Below are 18,184 nucleotides of genomic sequence, written 5' to 3'. Positions count from 1 at the left end.
CGGAAGGCGGGGAGACCCCGGGCATCTCCCGGGCGCACGAGGCGGAGAGGGTCTCGGTCGGCTGCTCGGCCGTCCTGGGCGTCCTCGGCCTCGGCAGTGCGGCCGAGCGCCATCGGCTCACCATCGATGTCCGTGGTCCGTCACCACGGCAGGGGCACGCCGGACGGCACGGCCCGTGCTCTGCGAGCCGAGCGTATGACCGTGCCGGAAGGGGGACTGCGCTTCCAGGTGCTGGGGCCGGCCGGCGTGCGTTGCGGGGACGCCCCCGTCCGTCTGCCCGGCACCGTGGCACGTCGTGTGCTCACCGTGCTGATGCTGTCCCCCGGCGAAGTGCTCAGCACCCCCCGCCTCGCCAAGGGGGTCTGGGGCTTGTGCTGCCCGGCGACCGCTTCCAACCAGGTGCGCAAGGCGGTCGCCCAACTCCGCCAGTGCATACCGGGCGCGGGCGCGCACCTGCTCACTGACGGCCCGAACTACCGGCTGAACGTCAGCGCGGTCGAGTCCGACCTGGTGGAGTTCAACCAACGCCGCCTGCGGGTCCGTAGACTCGCGGAGAGCGGAGCGGGCGAGGCCCAGCTCATCCAGGAACTGCAGACGATCCTGTCCCTCTTCCGCGGACAGGTGGCGGCAGACATCGTCGACGGCGACGAGTTGGAGAACGGCCCGATCCGCGCGGCCGCCCGGGTGGTGGAAGAGCGGCGGCTCGCCGTCCAGAAGGAACTGATCTCGCTGAGGCTGCGCTCGTCGCCACCGGCGCTGGTGATAGAGGACCTCCGGGACCTCGTGGCGCAGCACCCGCTCGCGGAGGATCTGCGCGCACAGCTCATGCTCGCGCTGTCCCTCTCCGGCAGGCAGGCCGACGCGCTCGCCGAGTACGCCGAGATACGCACCCTGCTCCGCGACGAACTGGGCATCGACCCCGATCACTCGCTGGCCCAGGTGCACGAAGCGGTGCTGTGCGGTGACGCGCTCACCTACCTGCGGGCCGGAGCTCCGCTCCGCGATCATCACCAGTCCGGCGCCACCGAACTCGACGCGGGTAGACAGCACGTGGCGCCACGGACCCACAAGGCACCCGTGCGGGGCACCTGCACCCTGCCGCACGGACCGACCGACTTCGTCGGCCGCCGGGAGGAGGTCGACACCCTGCTGCGGACCGCCAGAGCGGGCTCCCGGGGCCCGGGGCCGCTGCTCGTCTGCATCGACGGCATGGGCGGCGTCGGCAAGACGGCTCTCGCCCTGCACGCGGCCCGTCGGCTGGCCCAGGACTGTCCGGACGGCCAGTTCTACGTCGACCTGCACGCGTTCAGTCCGTGCGAGCGGCCCCGCGAACCCGCCGAGGTGCTTCAGGTGCTCCTCGGCTCACTGGGGGTCGAAGCGCAGCACATCCCGTCGGACCTGGACAGCCAGGTGGCCATGTGGCGGGCCCGGCTGGCCGACTCCAAGGTGCTGTTGCTGCTCGACAACGCCGCGAGCGAGGCGCAGATCGTGCCGCTGCTGCCGCCGGGCCACGGTTCCCTCGTACTGATCACCAGCCGCCGTCGCCTCTACGGCCTCGACGGCACCGAGCCCTGCCCGGTCTCCCGGATGAGCGCGGGGGACTCCCGAGAGCTCCTCGAGCAGCTGCTCGGGGGCGGGCTGGAGCCCCGGGCGGCACAACTGCTCGTCACGTACTGTGAGGGACTCCCGCTGGCACTGCGCCTGGCCGCCGCCAAGCTGCGCAGCCGCCCCGCCTGGACGCTGTCCCATCTGGTGCAGCGCCTGGGCAACACGCGACGCCGGGCCGCCGAACTCCAGGTGGGCGACCGGAGCGTCCGGTCGGTGCTTCAGCTGTCCTTCGACGCGCTGACCGAGGCGCAGCGCCACGCCCTGTGCGTGCTGGCCCTGGTGCCGGACGCGAGTCTGGGCGTGCACGAGGCGGCGGCCCTGCTCGGCACCGATCCGGCCGAAGCCGAGCTGCTGCTGGAGGGCCTGCTCGACGTGAACCTCCTCGAACAATCCCACATCGGCCGCTACGCCCTGCATGGGCTCATGGCCGGTGTCACGACGGGCACGTGCGAGTTCGAGAGGCTCCTGTGCGGCGGGGAACGGCGCTCCGCGCTTCGTCGGCTGCTCGCCCACCACCTGGCGGTCACCTCGCGTAGCTGCCTCCTCCTCGGGCGGCCGGACGACGGCTCCGTTGCCGGATCCGGCGCCGTACCCCACCTCCCCGAGATCAACAGCCGAAAGGAGGCGATGGAGGTCTGCGAGCGGGAGCTGCCTGCGATGGTGGAGACGCTGCGTGCTTCCGGACAGGAGGGGTTCTTCGCCCCGGCCGCGCAGCTCGCGCGCAACCTGCGGTTCGTCCTGGCACCGGAGGGCGGCGGGCGGGAGGAGGAGAGGCACGGGGAGGAGGACGGCGGGGCCGCCGGCTGCCGGGAGAGCGAGGCGTACCGCGGGGCACTGCTCGGGCTGGCAGCCACGTGCCGGGGCGTCGGTCTGCTGGAGCACGGCGCGACGCTGGCCGCCACGGCGACGAGCTCGGCCGGGGCCCGGGGCATCAGCCCCGGGGAGCGCGTGCCGTAGCCGGGTCTGTCCGGTCCGCGCGAAGGGTGGTGCGGCGACTTCCAGGGCCCGGCGACTTCCACGGCCCGCGCGGGCCGTCCTTCCTCCGGGGCCGGTGCCGCGCGGGCGATCCCCCCTCCGGGCCCGCCGCGCGGGCACGGTGAGGTCGGAGGAGCAGCGGTGCGGTCGGAGGCGGCAGGGGACGAAAGCGGCCGGGGCCGGTGCGTCGCCCCACCCCGCGGACGGGGGACGGGCGGGGTCAGGGCGCGGATGCCACCGGTGGTCACTCGGCGGGCTCGAACCTGACCGGAATGCTGCGGTAGGCCCGGAAGGTGACGCTGGGCCGCCGCTCCACGGCGCCCGCCGCGGTCGGCGTGTCCGGTGAGTGCGCCAGCCACCGCAGCACGGCGCGCCCCTCCACCTGCGCCAGGGCCGCGCCCAGGCAGTGGTGCACACCGCCACCGAAACTCACGTGCGGATTGGGGTCACGGGTGATGTCGAGCCGCTCGGGGTCGGCGAACCGGGCCGGATCATGGTTGGCGGACCCCAACAGCAGCACCAGGATGCGGCCCGCGCGCACGGTGCGGCCATCGATCTCCACCGCCTCCTTCACATAGCGCGCGGTGGCCTGGATCGGCGCGTCATAGCGCAGGAACTCCTCGACGGCCGGAACCGCCAGCTCCGGCCGGCCCCGCAGCAGGGCCAACTGCCCCGGGTGCCGCAGCAGCGCGGAGAAGATCGTGGAGATCAGGTTCGTGGTGGTCTCGAAGCCCGCGAAGAACAGGAACACCACGTTGTCGACCAGCGTCTCCCGGTCGAAGCCGGGATGCGTGCGCTGCGCCGCCAGCAGGTTGCTGACCAGGTCGTCGGCGGGTTCTTTCGACCGCTCGTCGACCAGCGCCGAGACGTACTCGCGCAGCCAGGTCACCGCGGCGTGCGCCGCCGCCCGCTCCTCCACGGGCACGTACAGGGCGAACGCCTTGGCCAGCTCCACCGCGTGCGGCCGCACCGCCTCCCGGTCCACGTCCGGAATGCCGATCAGCTCGCAGACCACGGTGACCGGCAACGGGAACGCCAGGTCGCCGACCACGTCCAGGACCCCGCCCCGGCCCGCCCGGTCCTGGGCCTCGGCCATCAGCCGGTCCACCTGGACGGCGACGTAGTCCTCCAGCCTGCGCATCAGCCGCGGGCTGAACGAACGCTGCATGATGCCCCGCAGGAAGGTGTGCGCGGGCGCGTCCTGGTCCAGCACGATCCGCTTCAGGAACTCGTTCGCGGGCCCGGGCCCGGTGGAGAACTCGTGGTACTCCGGCGGGTACTCGTGACCGAGCCGACGGTCCTTGAGCAGCCGGCTGACGTCCTGGTGGTGCGAGACCACCCACTGGCCGGCCGCGCCTCGGGCCAGGCGGCCGGACGCGCGGAGAGCGGCATACACCGGGTAGGGGTCCGCGACCACGGAGGGGTCGCGGGAGTCGAACTTGACGGGCAGTTCTCGCATACGGCCCGGCACCTCCTGTTGCTTGCGCGTGGTGTCCGGTGTGGAGCCTGACAGCCCGGGAGCGGGGTGGGGGGAACCTGTCGCCAGTCCTTCACCGCCGTCCGGCGCCCCGCACCGGGCTCGCAGACTGGGCGGGCCAGGCAACCACCGGACCCGAGCCGGGCACCCGAGGGTGCCGGGAGGTGACGCAGCGTTGAACACCGTGCTGAACATGCCGCGCTTCCTGCTGGACGACGCGCGTGCCATGCGCGACCCCTACCCGGTCTACCGCCGCCTGCGCGCGTACGGCCCGGTCTGCCGGGGCGGCCCGGGACAGTGGGTCTTCCCGCGGCACGAGGAGGTCTCCGCGCTGCTCCGCGACCCCCGGCTGGGCCGGGAGTTTCCCGAGGAGTACCAGGCGGTGTCGGTGGGGGAGGGGCCGGCCAACGACTACCTGCGGCGCATCGTCGTCGACCGCGACCCGCCCGGCCACACCCGGCTGCGCCGACTGCTCGTCAAGTCGCTCAGTCCGGCGATGGTGCGCGCGCTCCGCGAACCCATCGCCCGGCTCGTCGACGGCATGCTGGACCGGTTCGCAGACGAGCGCCGCTTCGACCTCGTCGCCGACCTGGCCGTGCCTGTACCGATGACGGTGATGAGCGAGCTGCTGGACATCCCCGGCTCCGACCGGGCCGACATCGCCCGCCTCTCCACCTCGCTCGCCCAGGCCTTCGCGGTGTTCATCCCGCCGGAGAAACAACGCGAGGCGCACAGGGCCGTGGTCGAGCTGCGCGACTACATGGCCCAGTTGGTCCGCGAGCGCAGACGCCGCCCCGGCGAGGACCTGCTGTCACGGATGCTCGCCGCGGTCAAGGACGGCGAGGAGCCACTGACCGACGAGGAGATCATCGACAACGCGCTGTTCGTCTACTACGCGGGCTTCGAGACGACCACCAACGCCATCGCCACCGGTGGCGACCTCCTTGTGCGGCAGCCGCACACCCAGCGGCAGTTGCGGGAGGACCCGGGCATCGTCGGCAGCGCGCTGGAGGAGTTCATGCGCTACGACGCGCCCATCCATGCCACGACCCGGATGGCTCTGGAACCGATCGACATCGCGGGACTGACGGTCCGCAGGGGACGGGTGGTGGTGCTGCTGCTCGCCTCCGCCAATCACGACGAGCGGGTGTTCCACGACCCGCACCGGGCCGACCTGACCAGGTCGCCCAACCCGCACCTGAGTTTCGGCGGGGGAGTGCACCACTGCCTCGGCGCGGCGCTGGCCAGAGTGGAGGGGGCGGTGGTCTTCGAGCGGCTGGTCACCCGGTTCGCGGACATCGAGTCGGCGGGCGAGGGCGCATGGGAGCCCAGCGCGGGCGGCTTCCGGTTCCCCTACTGGGCGCACCGCAGCGTGCCGGTGGCGGTGCGGCCCGCCTGAGCCCGGCGCGGGAGGGATCCCGCCGGTGCCGTGATCGCGGTCAGGACGAGGCCCGCGCCGGTGGTCCATCGTCCGTGCAGGGCCGGGAAGCCGGTGGCGACGGGGTCGAAGGCGGCGTCCGCGCGGTGGGCCCGGCGGGCCCCGTCCGAGACCGGCCGCACCGTGAACGTGCCCCGGCCACGGCCGGGTTCGAGGACGACCTCGGCGTCGTCGAAGCCCAGCCAGGATCCCATCGCGGGATACCAGACCTTGTAGTACGCCTCCTTGGCGCTGAAGAGAACCCGGCACCACGGCACGTCGCGCCGGACCGCACCCAGTTCGGCGAGGTGGGCCCGCTCGGCCGCCGAGGTCACTCCCGCCAGCACCCGGGCGGGCAGCGGCGCGCACGGTTCGGCGTCGATGCCCACACCGTCGGCGTCCCGGGACCGCGCCACCGCAGCCGCCCGGTAACCCCGGCAGTGGGTCAGGGAGCCGACCGTCCCGGCCGGCCACCGGGGCGCCCCGTCGGTGCCGCGCACCAGGGCGGCGGGCCGGACGCCCAGTTCGGCCAGGCAGGCGCGCGCCACCCGCCGGACGGTGGCGTACTCAGCGCGGCGCGCGGGCAGCACACCGGCCACCTGCCGCCGTTCCGCCTCGAAGAGCGCGGGGCCCGGCAGCTCCCGGGTGCTCTCCAGGGCCGCCGCATACGCGGGCAGCAGCGTCCGGATCACACCGGGGACGGCCGTCGCGCGGCCCCCTCCGGAGGGGGCCGTCCCGTGCGTCAACCGAGTGCCGCCGTCGCCCGCAGCGCCACCTTGTCGATCTTGCCGACCGGGGTGCGCGGCAGCACCGGCAGCTCGCGCACCTCGTCGGGCAGCTTGAACGCGGCCAGTCCCCTGCCCGCCAGGTACCGCTTGATCTCCACCAGAGAAGGCGCCTGCCCCGGCCCCCCGCTCGGGACCACGAACGCGAGGACGCCCTCGCCGAGCCCGGCGTCCGGCCGGGCCACCACGGCGGCGTCGTCGATGGCCTCGTGGCCGCGCAGGTGCCCCTCGATCTCGTCGGCCGACACCTTCTCGCCGCCCCGGTTGATCACGTCCTTGGCTCGGCCGACGATCACCAGGTTGCCCTCGGGCGTGAGCCGGGCCAGGTCGCCGGTGCGGAAGAAGCCGTCGGGGGTGAACGAGGTGCGGTTCGCCTCCGGCGCGTTCCAGTAGCCGTTGATCGTGTACGGGCCGCGGGTGACCAGCTCCCCCACGGCGCCTGTCGGAACCTCACGCAACTCCTCGTCGACGAGGCGCAGTTCGTCGAACTCGGACAGGGGGCGGCCCTCGGTTCCGTGCACCACCTCCTCCGGGTCGTCCAGACGCGTGTACGTGAGCAGGCCCTCGCCGATGCCGAACCAGTTCGTGATGCGGCAGCCGAGCGCGGCCTGCGTGCGCCCGGCGGCCTGCTCGTCGAACTTGGAGCTGCCCACCTGGAGGACGACGCCCTTCATGCCCACCGACCGCTGCGCGGCGACCTTGGACCACAGCGCCGCCAGGGCGGGCACCACGGTGGTGTGGGTGACGCCCTCGCGCTCGATCAGCGGGAACACCTCGTCGGGGGAGGGGCTCGCGGCCAGGACCGCCTTGCCGCCCACCAGCAGCGCGCCGAGCACCCCCGGGCATCCCAGGGCGGCGTTGTGGGCCGCCGGGTTCGCCGCCAGGTACACGCTGTCCGCGTCGAACTCCAGGGCCTGCGCGCAGGCGGCGATGTTGTAGAGGTAGTCGTCGTGTGTCCGGGGTATCAGCTTCGGCTTGCCGGTGCTGCCGCCGCTGAGCAGCAGGAACGCCACGCCGGAGGGATCGACCTCGGGCAGCGGCCCGCCGTCCGCGCCCTGGGCGCGGACCCGGGACAACGGGGTCAGGTCCTCGCTGTCGCCCGCCACGATCACCGTACGGACGCCGGGGAGGGATGCGGCGTGCCGGGCGAGGGTGCGGTAGTCGAAGCCCTGGAAACGGCCGGTGGTGACGTAACCGACCGCCCCGGAGGCCTCGATCAGGTGCCGTACCTCGCTCTCCCGGTGTCCCGGCAGCGCGAACACCGGGATGACGCCGGCCCGGAACAGTCCCACCGTGACGGTGAGGAACTCGACGACGTTCGGCAGCTGGACCATGACCCGGTCCCCGGGGTTCACGCCCCGGGCCAGCAGCCCGCGCGCGATGTCGTCGGCCTCGGCCCGCACCTCGCCGTGCGTGACACGGCGCTCGCGGTCCACGGCCGCGGTCCGGTCGGGGAAGGCCAGTGCCGTCTCCGTCAGCGCGTCCCCCAGCGGCACCCCTCGCCAGATCCCTGCGGCCCGGTAGCGGGCGGTGTCCTCGTCGCTCCACGGCGTGAACTCGTCCATGACGGCCAGTGTCCCGGCCCGCCGGGCCGCGCCGACCGGGACGAACAGAGCCGTGAAAGAGACGAAGGGCGCCACCGCGATCGCTCCTATCGTCACCAGCGTCGCCGACGAGTTCCCGGCCCCGGGACACGCCGCCTAGGAGTGATGGATGAGTCGCCCCCGTACGCTGAACTGGCTCGACGCACCTCGCGACGACAGCGGTGTGGAGATGTTCGACGAAGGCGCCCACACCTACCGGCCCTATACCGAACTCGCCGACGCCGCGCTCCGGATCTCGGGCGGGCTGATCGCCCGGGGCGTCCCTCGCGGGGCGGTGGTGCCGCTGCTGTCCTCGACCGGCCCCGACCTCGTCGCCGCCTTCTACGGGGTGCAGGCCGCCGGATGCGTGGTGAGTGTGCTGGCGCCTCCCACCCGGATGTCGGGCGAGGCCGCCCGCGCCCACGCCCGCGCCGTCGTCGCCGCGGTGGACGCGGACACCGTGCTGGTCGACGCCGCCCACCACGACTACGCCGTCGACGCCCTCGCCGAGTCCGGACCGGGCGTCCGCGTCCTGCTGCTGGAGGAGCTCGCCGCGGGTGATCCCGGCCGGCGTGACCTCGTCGAACAGGCCCTCGTCCAGTTCACCTCCGGCAGCTCGGGCCGCCCGCGCGGCGTGCGGATCAGCCATGCCGCACTCGACGCCAACACCTTGGCGATCCGCCGCTGGGAGCGTGCGGGACGCGACGACTCCTGGTGCTCCTGGCTGCCGATGCACCACGACATGGGGCTCATCGGCTGCCTGGTGGTGCCCGTCTCCGGCAACAACCGGCTGGCGGTGTGCAGGCCCGAGACCTTCCTGCGCCATCCGCTGTCGTACCTCACCCGCTTCGACGCCAACCGGGTCGCGCGGCCCGCCACCATCACAGCCACCCCGGCGTTCGGCCTGCAACGCATCGTCGACAAGGTCGGCCACGCCCACCTGGAGGGCGCCGACTTCTCCCGCACCCGGGCGGTGATCGTCGGGGCCGAACGCATAGACCCCGCACTGGTGACCCGCTTCACGGAACTGATGCGCCCGCACGGCCTGTCCCCGCACACCCTCACCCCCGCCTACGGGCTGGCCGAGAGCACCCTCGCCGTCACCGGAGTGCCCGTCGAGGAGGTCCCGCGCGCCGTCCTCGTGCACCGGGACGAGCTGCGGGTCGGAGCGGAGGTGAGCCTCGCGGACGGGGCCACGGACCGGGCGACGGTCCAGGTGATGAGCTGCGGCCGGGCACTGGACGGACTGACCGTACAGGTCGTCGGCGAGGACGGGGAGCCGCTGCCCGAGGGTCACGTCGGCGAACTGGCCGTCTCCGGCTCCTCGTTGGCCGACGGTTATCTCGCGGACGGCTCCGCCGAGGGCACCTCCTTCGTGGACGAGCGGCTTCTCACCCGCGACGTCGCCTTCCGACTGGCCGGTGAGTTCTACGTGCTGGGCAGGCTCGGCGACAGCGTCAAGGTCCACGCCCGCTCGCTCTTCGCCGAGGACGTCGAGCTGATGCTCGGCAGGGCCGGACTCAACCTGAGCAGGGTCTGCGTCGTGCTCGGCGAGGCAGACGGACGGCCGCACGCCGTAGCCGTGCTGGAGGGACTCGACACCCGTGCCGCCGAGGTGGCGGAGGACGTGCTGGCCACGGCCTGCCCCGGCGCCCGCCGGCACGTGGCCCTGGTGCCGCGCGGCGCGATCCCCCGTACCAGCAGCGGCAAGAGCCGCCGCCGTCAACTGTGGCAGCACCTCAGCCGGGAACACGTCCTCGACGCAGTGCCTGCCGCCGCGACCGACGGCCCCGCCTGACCGGCCTCCGCACACCACAGCCCGACCTGCCCCAGAACAGGAGACCACATGTCCTACTCCGGTGAAGAGGTGCGCGAGACCGTGCTCGCGATCATCGAGCAACTCGCCCCCGAACGGGAGCGGTTCGAGGCAGACAAAGACTTGCGTCTGGTCGAGGACCTGGGGTTCCACTCCCTGGCCCTGCTGGAGATGGCGTTCGCGATCGAGGACGACTTCGATCTGCCGCCGATCGACGAGCAGACCGGACGTGCCATCCAGACCACCGAACAGGTCGTCAGCTACGTCCTGAGCCAGGTCGAGATCCGGACGCCGTCCTGATCGGCACACCGGCCCGGTCACGACGACGTCATGAAGGATTGAAGGAGCCACGATGACCGAGGCGATCCTCCTCTCGGACCTCACCAAGCGATTCGGTGAGCAGACCGCACTCGACCGCGTGTCCCTGGGGATACCGGCCGGGACCGTGGTGGGCCTGCTCGGCCCCAACGGAGCGGGCAAGACCACCCTGATCAACTGCCTGACCACACTGCTGCAACCCGACGGCGGCACCCTCCGCGTCCTGGGCCACGACCCCGGGACGGACCCGTCCATGGTGCGCGCCAACATCGCCGTCACCGGGCAGTTCGCCGCCCTCGACGAACAGATCAGCCCGCGCGAGAACCTGGTGTTCTTCGGCCGGCTCCTCGGCCTGCGCAAGGGCCAGGCCCAGCAGCGGGCGGAGGAGATGCTGGAGCGGTTCGAGCTCGGCGAAGCGGCTTACACCCCGGTCGGATACCTCTCCGGCGGCATGCGCCGTCGCCTCGACCTCGCGGTGAGCCTGGTGGTCCCGCGGCCGGTGCTGGTGCTGGACGAACCGACCACCGGCCTCGACCCACGCAGCCGCAAACTCCTGTGGGACATGGTCAGGGCCGAGGCCGCGCGGGGCGTCGCCGTCCTGCTCACCACGCAGTACCTGGAGGAGGCCGACCAGCTCGCCGACCGCATCGTCGTCATCGACAAGGGCCGGGTCCTCGCGGACGGCTCCTCGGACGAGCTCAAGCTCGACGTGGGCGGCCTCATGTGCCGCCTCACCCTGACCGCCGCCGACACCGCGGCGGCCCGCCAGGCCCTCGGCGACCTCCCCGGTGTGACGGCCGAGGGCGACAAGGTGGCCGTGCCCATGGCGCGCCCCGAGGACGTCGGCGCCGTGCTCGGCCGACTGGACGGCAAGGGGCTGCGGATCGCCGATATCGAGGTGACCAAGCCGACGCTCGACGAGGTCTTCTTCACCCTCACCGAGCCGATGGTGAAGGAGACCACCCGATGAGCGTCACGCCCGCTGTCGCCGCGCCCGGCGGCCCGGTGTCCCCGGGCCGCCCGGCCGGCTGGCAGCACGACTTCCAGGTGCTCTTCGACCGGTTGCGGGCGCGTTCCTTCTCCCGGGGCGGCCTGGTGGCCACCGTGGGGCAGCCGTTGGTCTTCTTCGTCATCTTCTACTGCACCTTCGCCGGCATGCTGGACGAGCGGGGCATCGAGTTCGGCCGCTTCGTCACTCCCACCGTCCTGGTCCAGGCCCTGATGTTCGTGGCCATCGCCGGCGCCACCGACCTGGCCGCCGACCGCTCCAGCGGCGTCTTCTCCCGCCTGCTGACCAGCCCGGTCGACATGCGCGCGATGAGCCTGGCGCATCTGGCCGTGGTGGCGCTGCAAGGTCTCCTGTCCAGTGTCGCCATCGTGCTCGCCGGGCATCTGGCGGGCTTCCGCTTCGACCACGGAGTGCTCGCCGCACTCGGTTTCGTGCTGTTCGCCGTGGCGTTCACCGTGGCCCTGTCCCTGGCGACGGCCACCATCGCGCTGCGTCTGAGCAACCTGGAGGCGCTCAGCGCGGTGCTCCACCTGCCCTACCTGCCCCTGCTGGTGCTCTCCACCGGCTTCGTCGAGGCGGACCTCTTCCCCGGCTGGCTCCAGCCGGTCGTCACGGCCTCCCCGGTGTCCGGAGTGATCGACACGCTGCGCGCCCTGTCGACCACCGAACTCACCTGGAGCGCGACGCTGCCCGGCCTCGCATGGGTGGCGGGCCTCCTCGTCCTCTTCTCCTGGACCACGACCGTCGCCTTCAGGAAGGTGGCCATCCGATGACCGTTCAGTCGCCGGACACGGCGGCACCGTCGGTGTCGCCGGCCTTCTCGCCCGCCCCGGCCACGCCGGCCACCGCGTCCGTCGTCATCGCCGGACGGGTGCTCCGCCAGTTCGTCCGGAACCGGATGATGATCATCGTCACCATCGCCTTCCCGCTGCTTCAGCTCTTCATGCTGCTGGCCGCCTTCACCGTGCTGGTGCGCGACACCCAGGACATCGACTACGTACGGCGGCTCGCCCCGCTGATCGTGCTCACCACGGCGTTCTCCTCGGTCCTCACCACGGCGATCGCCCTGTGGAGCGACATCCGCAGCGGGGTGTTCAACCGGCTGCGGGCGATGCCGCTGGACATGCGGGCGTACGTCATCGGACGGATCGGCGGCGACTTCGTACGGATCATGGGCGTGGCCGTCCTGGTCACGCTCGTCGCCCACACGGTCGGCTTCCGGTTCTCCCGGGGGCCGCTGGCGGCACTCGGCTTCTTCGGGATCGTGGCGCTGTTCGGGATGATGTGCAGTGCGCTGGCCGTCGCCGTCGCCCTCGTCGCCCAGCACCCCGGCATCATCGTGCGCTACGTCCAGATGCCCACGCTCGTACTGACGTTGATGTCAAGCGGTTACGTGCCACTGGAGGCGTTCCCGGGCTGGATGCAGCCGGTGGTGAGCGTCAACCCCGTCTCGCTGGCGGTCGACGCGCTGGCCGGCCTCTCCCACCAGGGCGCGCTGACCGTACCGGTGCTCGGGACCGCCGCGTGGACCGTGGGCGTCACGGCGGTGTGCATGGCCGTCGTCACGCGCCGCTTCGCACTGCTCGTGAAGCGCGGCTGACGTGGCGGACATCGTCGTACTGGGCGCGGGAGTGGCCGGTCTCGGGCTCGCGGTCCTCGCCGCCCGCCGTGGACACCGGGTGACGCTCGTCGAACGGGACGGCCCGCCCCCCGAGGGCGGGGCCCATACCGAGGTGGCCGACTGGGAGCGGCGCGGCGTGCCGCACGCCCGCCAGGGGCACGCCCTGCTGGGCCTGGGCATCGCGGTGCTGCGCGAGGAGTGCGCCGAGGTGCTGGCGGAGCTGACCGGCCGCGGGGCGGTCACCGTACCGCTGGAGACGGGCGGTGACGAGCTCGGCCTGCTCAGCCGCCGGCTGGTCTTCGAGGCCGCGCTGCGCCGCCGTGCCGTCGCCGACCCCTCGGTCACGCTGCTGCACGACAGGGTGGTGGGCCTGCTGGCCGCCGGGACGCCGCACGGCCGTCCCCACGTGCACGGAGTGCGCCTCGCGGAGGGCGGCGACCTGACCGCCGACGTGGTGCTCGACGCCACCGGCCGCAGGTCCTCGGTGGCCGCCTGGCTCACCGCGATCGGTGGCGTCCCGCCCCACGAGTCGGTCCAGTCGTGCGGGTTCTCCTACATCGCCCAGGAGTTCGCCCTGCGCCCGGGCGGTCGCTTCCCGTCCCTGCGGGCCCCGGTGGTGCACGAACTCGATTTCGCCACCGTGCTGGCCTTCCCCGGCGACAACGGCCGCTTCCACCTGTCGACCGCCATCTCCTCCCGCGACCCCGTACGGACCCGGCTGCTGGCACGCCCTGTCCTCCTGCGGTTCCTGGCCAGCGTGGACCGGTTGCGCGACTGGCTCGACACGGCGACGCCGGTCGGCGACCCGATGCCGATGGCCGGCCTGGAGAACCGCCGCCGGTCACTGGCCGCGGACGGAGCACCGCTGGTCACCGGCTACGCGCTGGTGGGCGACGCCTGCGTACAGACCAATCCCACCTTCGGACGTGGTGTGTCCCTCGCCCTGGCGCACGCCAGGGTCGTCGCCGACCAGCTCGGCCGTCTCGACCGGGACCCGTGCGACTGGGCCCTGGAGACGCACGAGGCCACCGAACGGTGCCTGGGGCCGTGGTTCGAGCAGCAGGTCGCCACCGACGCCGCCCGGCTCGCCGAACTCGCGGGCGGAGCGCACGACGACTCGCTGACCGCCCGCGTCCTCACCGCCCTCGCCGTGCTGCGCGAGGAGGACGCGCACGTGCGCGTCGCCGCCGAGCGCGTCTACCACATGCTGCTCACCCCGGCCGAGCTGATGCGGGACCGCAAGGTGGCCCGCCGGGTGCTCGCGTTCCTGCGCGAGCACCCGGACGTCCGGCGCGAGCACGTCGGTCCCAACCGTCAGGACTTCGAGCGCCTGGTCACCGGCTGAGCGCCCACAGAAGGGAACACCATGAAGATCACCCTGCCCACGGACGTCACGCTGAGCTACGACATCTACGGCGCGGAGGACGGCCCCGTGGTCGTGCTCGTGCCCGGACAGCACCAGGCATCCCTGTTCGAGACCATGCAGGTGCCGCAGCTGACGAAGGCCGGATACCGCGTCGTCACCTTCGACCTGCGGGGGGTGCACCCCTCGGAGGAGACCCCTCCGCCGTACACGGTGGAACTGCTCGGGCAGGACCTGGCCGCACTCAACGAGGCGCTGGAGCTGGGCCCTTGCACCTACATCGGCTACTCGGTGGGCGCGATGATCCTGCTCGAACTGGCGATGAAGCGTCCCGAGCTGATCGAGCGCGCCGCGCTCATCGGGGTCCCGTGGAAGCCCGGCAAGTTGCAGCAGGCCATCCAGGCCGAGGCGGTGGACCGGCTCAAGAACGGGCACAAGGTGCCGGCCCTGCTGGAGGGGGCCTTCCGGGCGATGTACCTGTTCGGGCCGCGGGCGCTCAACCGCGACCAGTTCATCGCGCCCTACCTGGACGGGCTGGCGGGCCTCGCGGAGTCGGGAGGGCACGGCGCCATCGGGCACGCCGAGGCGAGCACCGCCTTCCGGCCCAGCGACGAGGAGGTGGCCGCGGTGCGGGTGCCGCTGCTCGTCGTGGGCATGGAGCACGACATCGTCGCGCCCCGGCACCTGTCGCGGGAGCTGGCGGACCTGATCCCCACCGCCGAGTACACCGAGATACGCAACTGCGGGCATGCCTCCCTGCTGGAGAAGCCCACCGAGGTCAACGCGTTGGTCGCCGACTACCTGCGCTCGGGCAAGGTCGGCACCCCGCGCGGCTCGCGCCGGCCCGCCGAGGACCGTACGCGGGAGGGCCGTACGGAAGAGGGCTGACCCCCGCGACGCGACGGCTCCCGGCCTCCGCGAGAGGCCGGGAGCCGTCGTCGTACCGCCCTACGGCCGGGCCGTGAGCCGGTACAGCCGGTGGAACGGGTGCCCGACGTCGATCACCCGGGTGTCCAGGCCCGCCTCGGCGGCGTACCGGCGCACGGTGTCCGGGCGCATCACCGTGCCCGTCCCCGCGCTCGGCGTCCGGCTCATCCCGACCGGCAGACAGTGCAGCACGCTGACCGCGTAGTGGAAGCGTTCGCTGTCCGGCGCCGCCGGGGTGAACCGCTCGCCGACGGACGGCTCCATCAGCAGCACCGCACCCCCGGGCGCCAGCAGCCGGCGGCAGGCCCGGAGCACGTCCACCGGCGCCGACATGTCGTGCAGGGCGTCGAACACGCACACCAGGGTGTGTCCCGCCGACCCGTCCCCGGCCTCGGCGGCGTCCCCGGCGCGGAAGCGGACCCGTTCGCCGAGCCCTTCCGCGGGATCGGCGGCGGCGAGGTTCGCCTCGGCGTCCCTGATCGACGCCTCGTCCAGGTCCAGCCCGTGCACCTCGGCGTCGGGGAACATCCGGGCCAGTGCCAGCGTTGAGTGGCCGGAACCGCACGCCACGTCGGCGATGCTGCTCCCCGGCACCCGCAGCCGGGCGTCGATGTCGGGCAGGTGGCGGCTGATCCAGTCGGGAAGGTGGTGCACGAAGACACCGTGGTTCAGGCCCGCCTGCCCCCCGCGCAGGGCCTCGCCGTAGGCCGCGTACGGAAGGCCCCGGCGACCGCGGTAGGCGTCCACCAGTTGCGGCAGCACGGCCGCCATGCCGCCGATGGGCATCACGACCAGCGGGGCCATCCAGTTGGCGCTGCCGGAGTCGAGCAGCGCTTCCGCGTGGGCGGGCGGCAGTGTGAAACGCCGGTCCTCCGGCTGCGCTGCGGGCGCGTCGACGGTCAGCACACCGGCACAGGTCTGCTGTTCCAGCCACTCCCGCACCATGCGGGCGTCGAGGTCGCTCTCCTCCGCCACCTGTGTGGCCGTGGCGGGGCCGGTGCGGCGCAGGGCTTCGTACAGGCCTAGTTCCAGGCCCAGGTAACAGGTCATCAGCTCGGCCGAGGCGAGTCCGGCTGCGAAGAGACGCAGGGAGAACTTCTGCGTGGAGTCCGCGGGGGACGCGGCCGGCTTCCCCCGCGCGGGCGGCACGCCGAGCCCGGCACGGGCGGGGAAGGGGTTGCGGAAGGCGGGCGCCACGGCGGTCAGAGGTGGGCGAGGACGTTGACGACGTTGCCGTCGTGGTCCCGGTAGAAGAAGCGTCGTACGCCCCATTCCTCGTCCTCGGGCCCGTAGAGGATCTCCAGACCGGCGGCGCGCGCCCCCTCGAGAGCCGCGTCGAGGTCCTCCACCTCGATGGAGGCCACGGGGTTCACCGGCCCGGTGGGGTCCTTGGTGATCAGGCTGACCTGCACGGAGTGGTCGGTCGGCGGAGCGAGGGTGGCGATCCAGCCGTGATTCATGATCACTTCCATTCCGGTGACCCGGATGTGGGCTTCCACTGCGGAATCGAGATCGCTCACCGTGAGCAGCGGCATCGCGCGGAGTGCAGACATGTGCGCCAGCGTAGCCAGCGCACCCCACGGCCCGAGGGGCCTTTCCGCCCTCTTTCACTCCCGTGTCGCGGGCCCTCCGGCGGCCGTACGTTCTCCTCGCATCGGCCTCCTTGCGCGCGGGCGCGCGGGCCGAATTCGCCAACCCCGAAGGAGGACTGACGTGGGACTCGTCACCGCGACCGGTACGGCCATCCCGGAATCCAGGCTCGCGGAGCTGGGTGAGGCGATCCGGGGCCGGATCATCACCGCGCAGGACGCCGACTACGACGAGCGCAGGCAGATCTGGAACGGCTACTTCCAGAAGAGCCCCGGGGCGATCGTCCAGGCGGACGGCGCGTCCGACGTCGTCAAGGCCGTCGACTTCGCGCGGGAGAACGACATCGAGCTGGCAGTCAAGGGCGGCGGCCACTGCTTCGCCGGCACCGGCACCGTCGAGGGGGGATTGCTGCTCGACACCTCCCGGCTGCGCGGCATACGGGTCGACCCGGCCAAGCGCCGTCTGGTCGTCCAGCCCGGCCTGGAGCAGGGCGACGTCGACGCCGAGACCACCAGCTTCGGGCTCGCCGTCACCGGCTCCCAGGAGTCGTACATCGGCATCGGCGGCCTCACCCTGGGCGGCGGCCTCGGCTGGCTCGCCCGCTACCGGGGCCTGCTCGTGGACAACCTGGTCTCCGCCGACATCGTGCTCGCGAGCGGCGAGCTGGTGACCACCACCGCGCAGGACCACCCGGACCTGTTCTGGGCGATCCGGGGTGGCGGCGGCAACTTCGGCGTGGCCACCCGCTTCGAGTTCGACCTGCACCCGCAGGGCGACTGCATGGCAGGGCTGCTCGCCTTCCCCATCGACCAGACGGTGGACGTGGCCCGGCGGCTCGACGAGTTCAACCGGACCGCCCCCGACGAGCTGACCACCTCCTTCGCCTTCCTCACCGCCCCGGGCGGCGAACCGGCGATCGGCCTGGGCTTCGTGCACGCGGCCCCCGACGACTCCACGGAGGACCTCATCGGCCGGATGCGGGGCCTCGGCACCGGCGCGCTCCTCGACCACTGCGGCCTGATGCCGTACGTGGCCGTGCAGCGGATGCTCGACGAGAACACCGTCGCCGGGCACCGGTACTACCCGCGCTCGTTCCTGCTGCCCGAACTGCGCGACGAGCCGCTGCAGATCCTCGCCGACGGGTTCGTCAACGCGCCGTCCGAACGGAGCCTGGTCGGCGGCGGTCTGATGGGCGGTGTCATGTCGAACGTACCGGCGTCCGAGACCCCCTTCCTGCACCGCGAGGGCTACCTGACCAGCATCCTCACCTCCTGGACCGACCCGGCCAAGGACGAGGAGGCCGTCGAGTGGACCGAGAAGGTGTACGCCGAACTCCTGCCGTACACCACCGGCGCGGTGTACGCCAACCACCTCGGCGCGGACTCCGCCGAGCGGATCGAGGATGCCTACGGCTCCAACTACGAGCGGCTGACCCGGATCAAGGCGGTCTACGACCCGGAGAACTTCTTCCACACGAACAACAACATCAGGCCGGCGAGCTGAGCCCGCCGGGCCCGCCCGCGGTCCGCGGGCGGGCCCGGCGCCTACGAGACGGCGCCCGGACCACCGCACGAGGTGCGGGCGCCGGCGCGTGCGCGCGGGGCCGGGGCGCCGGCCAGATCGGAAGAGCGGGGTGGAGGGGAAGAGGGTGTATGGGGTTGTGGAGATAGCGGGGGGGGGCGGATGAGTTAAAAA

At 72.6% G+C, this 18,184-nt stretch carries 15 protein-coding genes; 10 read left to right on the top strand and 5 right to left on the bottom strand.

Annotated elements, in window-relative coordinates:
* Positions 1-195 precede the first annotated feature (195 nt).
* On the top strand, positions 196-2,565 hold the full coding sequence (locus AB0F01_RS16275) for a BTAD domain-containing putative transcriptional regulator (RefSeq protein ID WP_362095308.1): 2,370 nt from the start codon (positions 196-198) through the stop codon (positions 2,563-2,565).
* A 262-nt stretch (positions 2,566-2,827) separates the two neighbouring features.
* Here the strand turns inward: AB0F01_RS16275 and AB0F01_RS16270 are convergent, their stop codons facing one another.
* On the bottom strand, positions 2,828-4,042 hold the full coding sequence (locus tag AB0F01_RS16270; protein WP_362095305.1) for a cytochrome P450: 1,215 nt from the start codon (positions 4,040-4,042) through the stop codon (positions 2,828-2,830).
* 202 nt (positions 4,043-4,244) lie between these two features.
* On the opposite strand from AB0F01_RS16270, the gene AB0F01_RS16265 reads away from it, so the two are divergent.
* Complete coding sequence (locus AB0F01_RS16265) at positions 4,245-5,459, top strand: cytochrome P450 (RefSeq protein ID WP_362096010.1); 1,215 nt, start codon at positions 4,245-4,247, stop codon at positions 5,457-5,459.
* On the opposite strand, the gene AB0F01_RS16260 is transcribed toward AB0F01_RS16265, so the two are convergent.
* Positions 5,414-6,169, bottom strand: a complete 756-nt coding sequence (locus tag AB0F01_RS16260; RefSeq protein WP_362095303.1) for a 4'-phosphopantetheinyl transferase superfamily protein — start codon at positions 6,167-6,169, stop codon at positions 5,414-5,416. The two genes, AB0F01_RS16265 and AB0F01_RS16260, sit on opposite strands and share 46 nt — an antisense overlap.
* A gap of 50 nt (positions 6,170-6,219) precedes the next feature.
* Entirely contained in the window at positions 6,220-7,902 is a 1,683-nt protein-coding gene (locus AB0F01_RS16255) for an AMP-binding protein (protein WP_362095300.1), read from the bottom strand.
* 73 nt (positions 7,903-7,975) lie between these two features.
* Here AB0F01_RS16255 and AB0F01_RS16250 point away from each other — a divergent pair, with 73 nt between their 5' ends.
* Genes AB0F01_RS16250 through AB0F01_RS16220 form a run of 7 tightly spaced genes read left to right on the top strand, consistent with a single transcriptional unit; the run spans position 7,976 to position 14,860 of the window.
* On the top strand, positions 7,976-9,643 hold the full coding sequence (locus AB0F01_RS16250; protein WP_362095297.1) for an AMP-binding protein: 1,668 nt from the start codon (positions 7,976-7,978) through the stop codon (positions 9,641-9,643).
* Between the two features lie 48 nt (positions 9,644-9,691).
* Entirely contained in the window at positions 9,692-9,961 is a 270-nt protein-coding gene (locus AB0F01_RS16245; protein ID WP_362095294.1) for a hypothetical protein, read from the top strand.
* A gap of 52 nt (positions 9,962-10,013) precedes the next feature.
* Positions 10,014-10,949, top strand: coding sequence for an ATP-binding cassette domain-containing protein (locus AB0F01_RS16240; RefSeq protein ID WP_362095291.1), 936 nt, complete (start codon positions 10,014-10,016; stop codon positions 10,947-10,949).
* Positions 10,946-11,761, top strand: coding sequence for an ABC transporter permease (locus AB0F01_RS16235; protein ID WP_362095288.1), 816 nt, complete (start codon positions 10,946-10,948; stop codon positions 11,759-11,761). Before AB0F01_RS16240 ends, AB0F01_RS16235 begins: the two co-directional genes overlap by 4 nt.
* Positions 11,758-12,588 (top strand): ABC transporter permease, encoded by an 831-nt coding sequence (locus tag AB0F01_RS16230; protein ID WP_362095285.1) that lies wholly within the window; start codon positions 11,758-11,760, stop codon positions 12,586-12,588. The genes AB0F01_RS16235 and AB0F01_RS16230 overlap by 4 nt, the downstream gene beginning before the upstream one ends.
* Before the next feature lies 1 nt (position 12,589).
* Positions 12,590-13,954, top strand: coding sequence for an FAD-dependent oxidoreductase (locus AB0F01_RS16225; RefSeq protein WP_362095282.1), 1,365 nt, complete (start codon positions 12,590-12,592; stop codon positions 13,952-13,954).
* 21 nt (positions 13,955-13,975) lie between these two features.
* Positions 13,976-14,860 carry an alpha/beta hydrolase gene (locus AB0F01_RS16220; RefSeq protein WP_362095279.1) on the top strand — a complete coding sequence of 295 codons (885 nt, stop codon included), beginning with the start codon at positions 13,976-13,978 and terminating at the stop codon, positions 14,858-14,860.
* A 60-nt stretch (positions 14,861-14,920) separates the two neighbouring features.
* Here the strand turns inward: AB0F01_RS16220 and AB0F01_RS16215 are convergent, their stop codons facing one another.
* Together AB0F01_RS16215 and AB0F01_RS16210 are read right to left on the bottom strand one after the other, a co-directional pair.
* Positions 14,921-16,096 (bottom strand): methyltransferase domain-containing protein, encoded by a 1,176-nt coding sequence (locus tag AB0F01_RS16215; RefSeq protein ID WP_362095276.1) that lies wholly within the window; start codon positions 16,094-16,096, stop codon positions 14,921-14,923.
* A 5-nt stretch (positions 16,097-16,101) separates the two neighbouring features.
* Positions 16,102-16,452 (bottom strand): VOC family protein, encoded by a 351-nt coding sequence (locus AB0F01_RS16210; RefSeq protein ID WP_362095274.1) that lies wholly within the window; start codon positions 16,450-16,452, stop codon positions 16,102-16,104.
* Between the two features lie 160 nt (positions 16,453-16,612).
* Between AB0F01_RS16210 and AB0F01_RS16205 the strand changes: the two genes are divergently transcribed.
* The gene (locus AB0F01_RS16205) at positions 16,613-17,992 is read left to right on the top strand and encodes an FAD-binding oxidoreductase (RefSeq protein ID WP_362095272.1); all 1,380 of its coding nucleotides are present in this window, start codon (positions 16,613-16,615) and stop codon (positions 17,990-17,992) included.
* Positions 17,993-18,184: the final 192 nt, after the last annotated feature.

This window comes from Streptomyces sp. NPDC029526, from assembly GCF_040637405.1.
Classification (GTDB): domain Bacteria; phylum Actinomycetota; class Actinomycetes; order Streptomycetales; family Streptomycetaceae; genus Streptomyces.
Note: the sequence above shows the minus strand (reverse complement) of the source record. Positions and strands in the feature narration are given on the sequence as shown.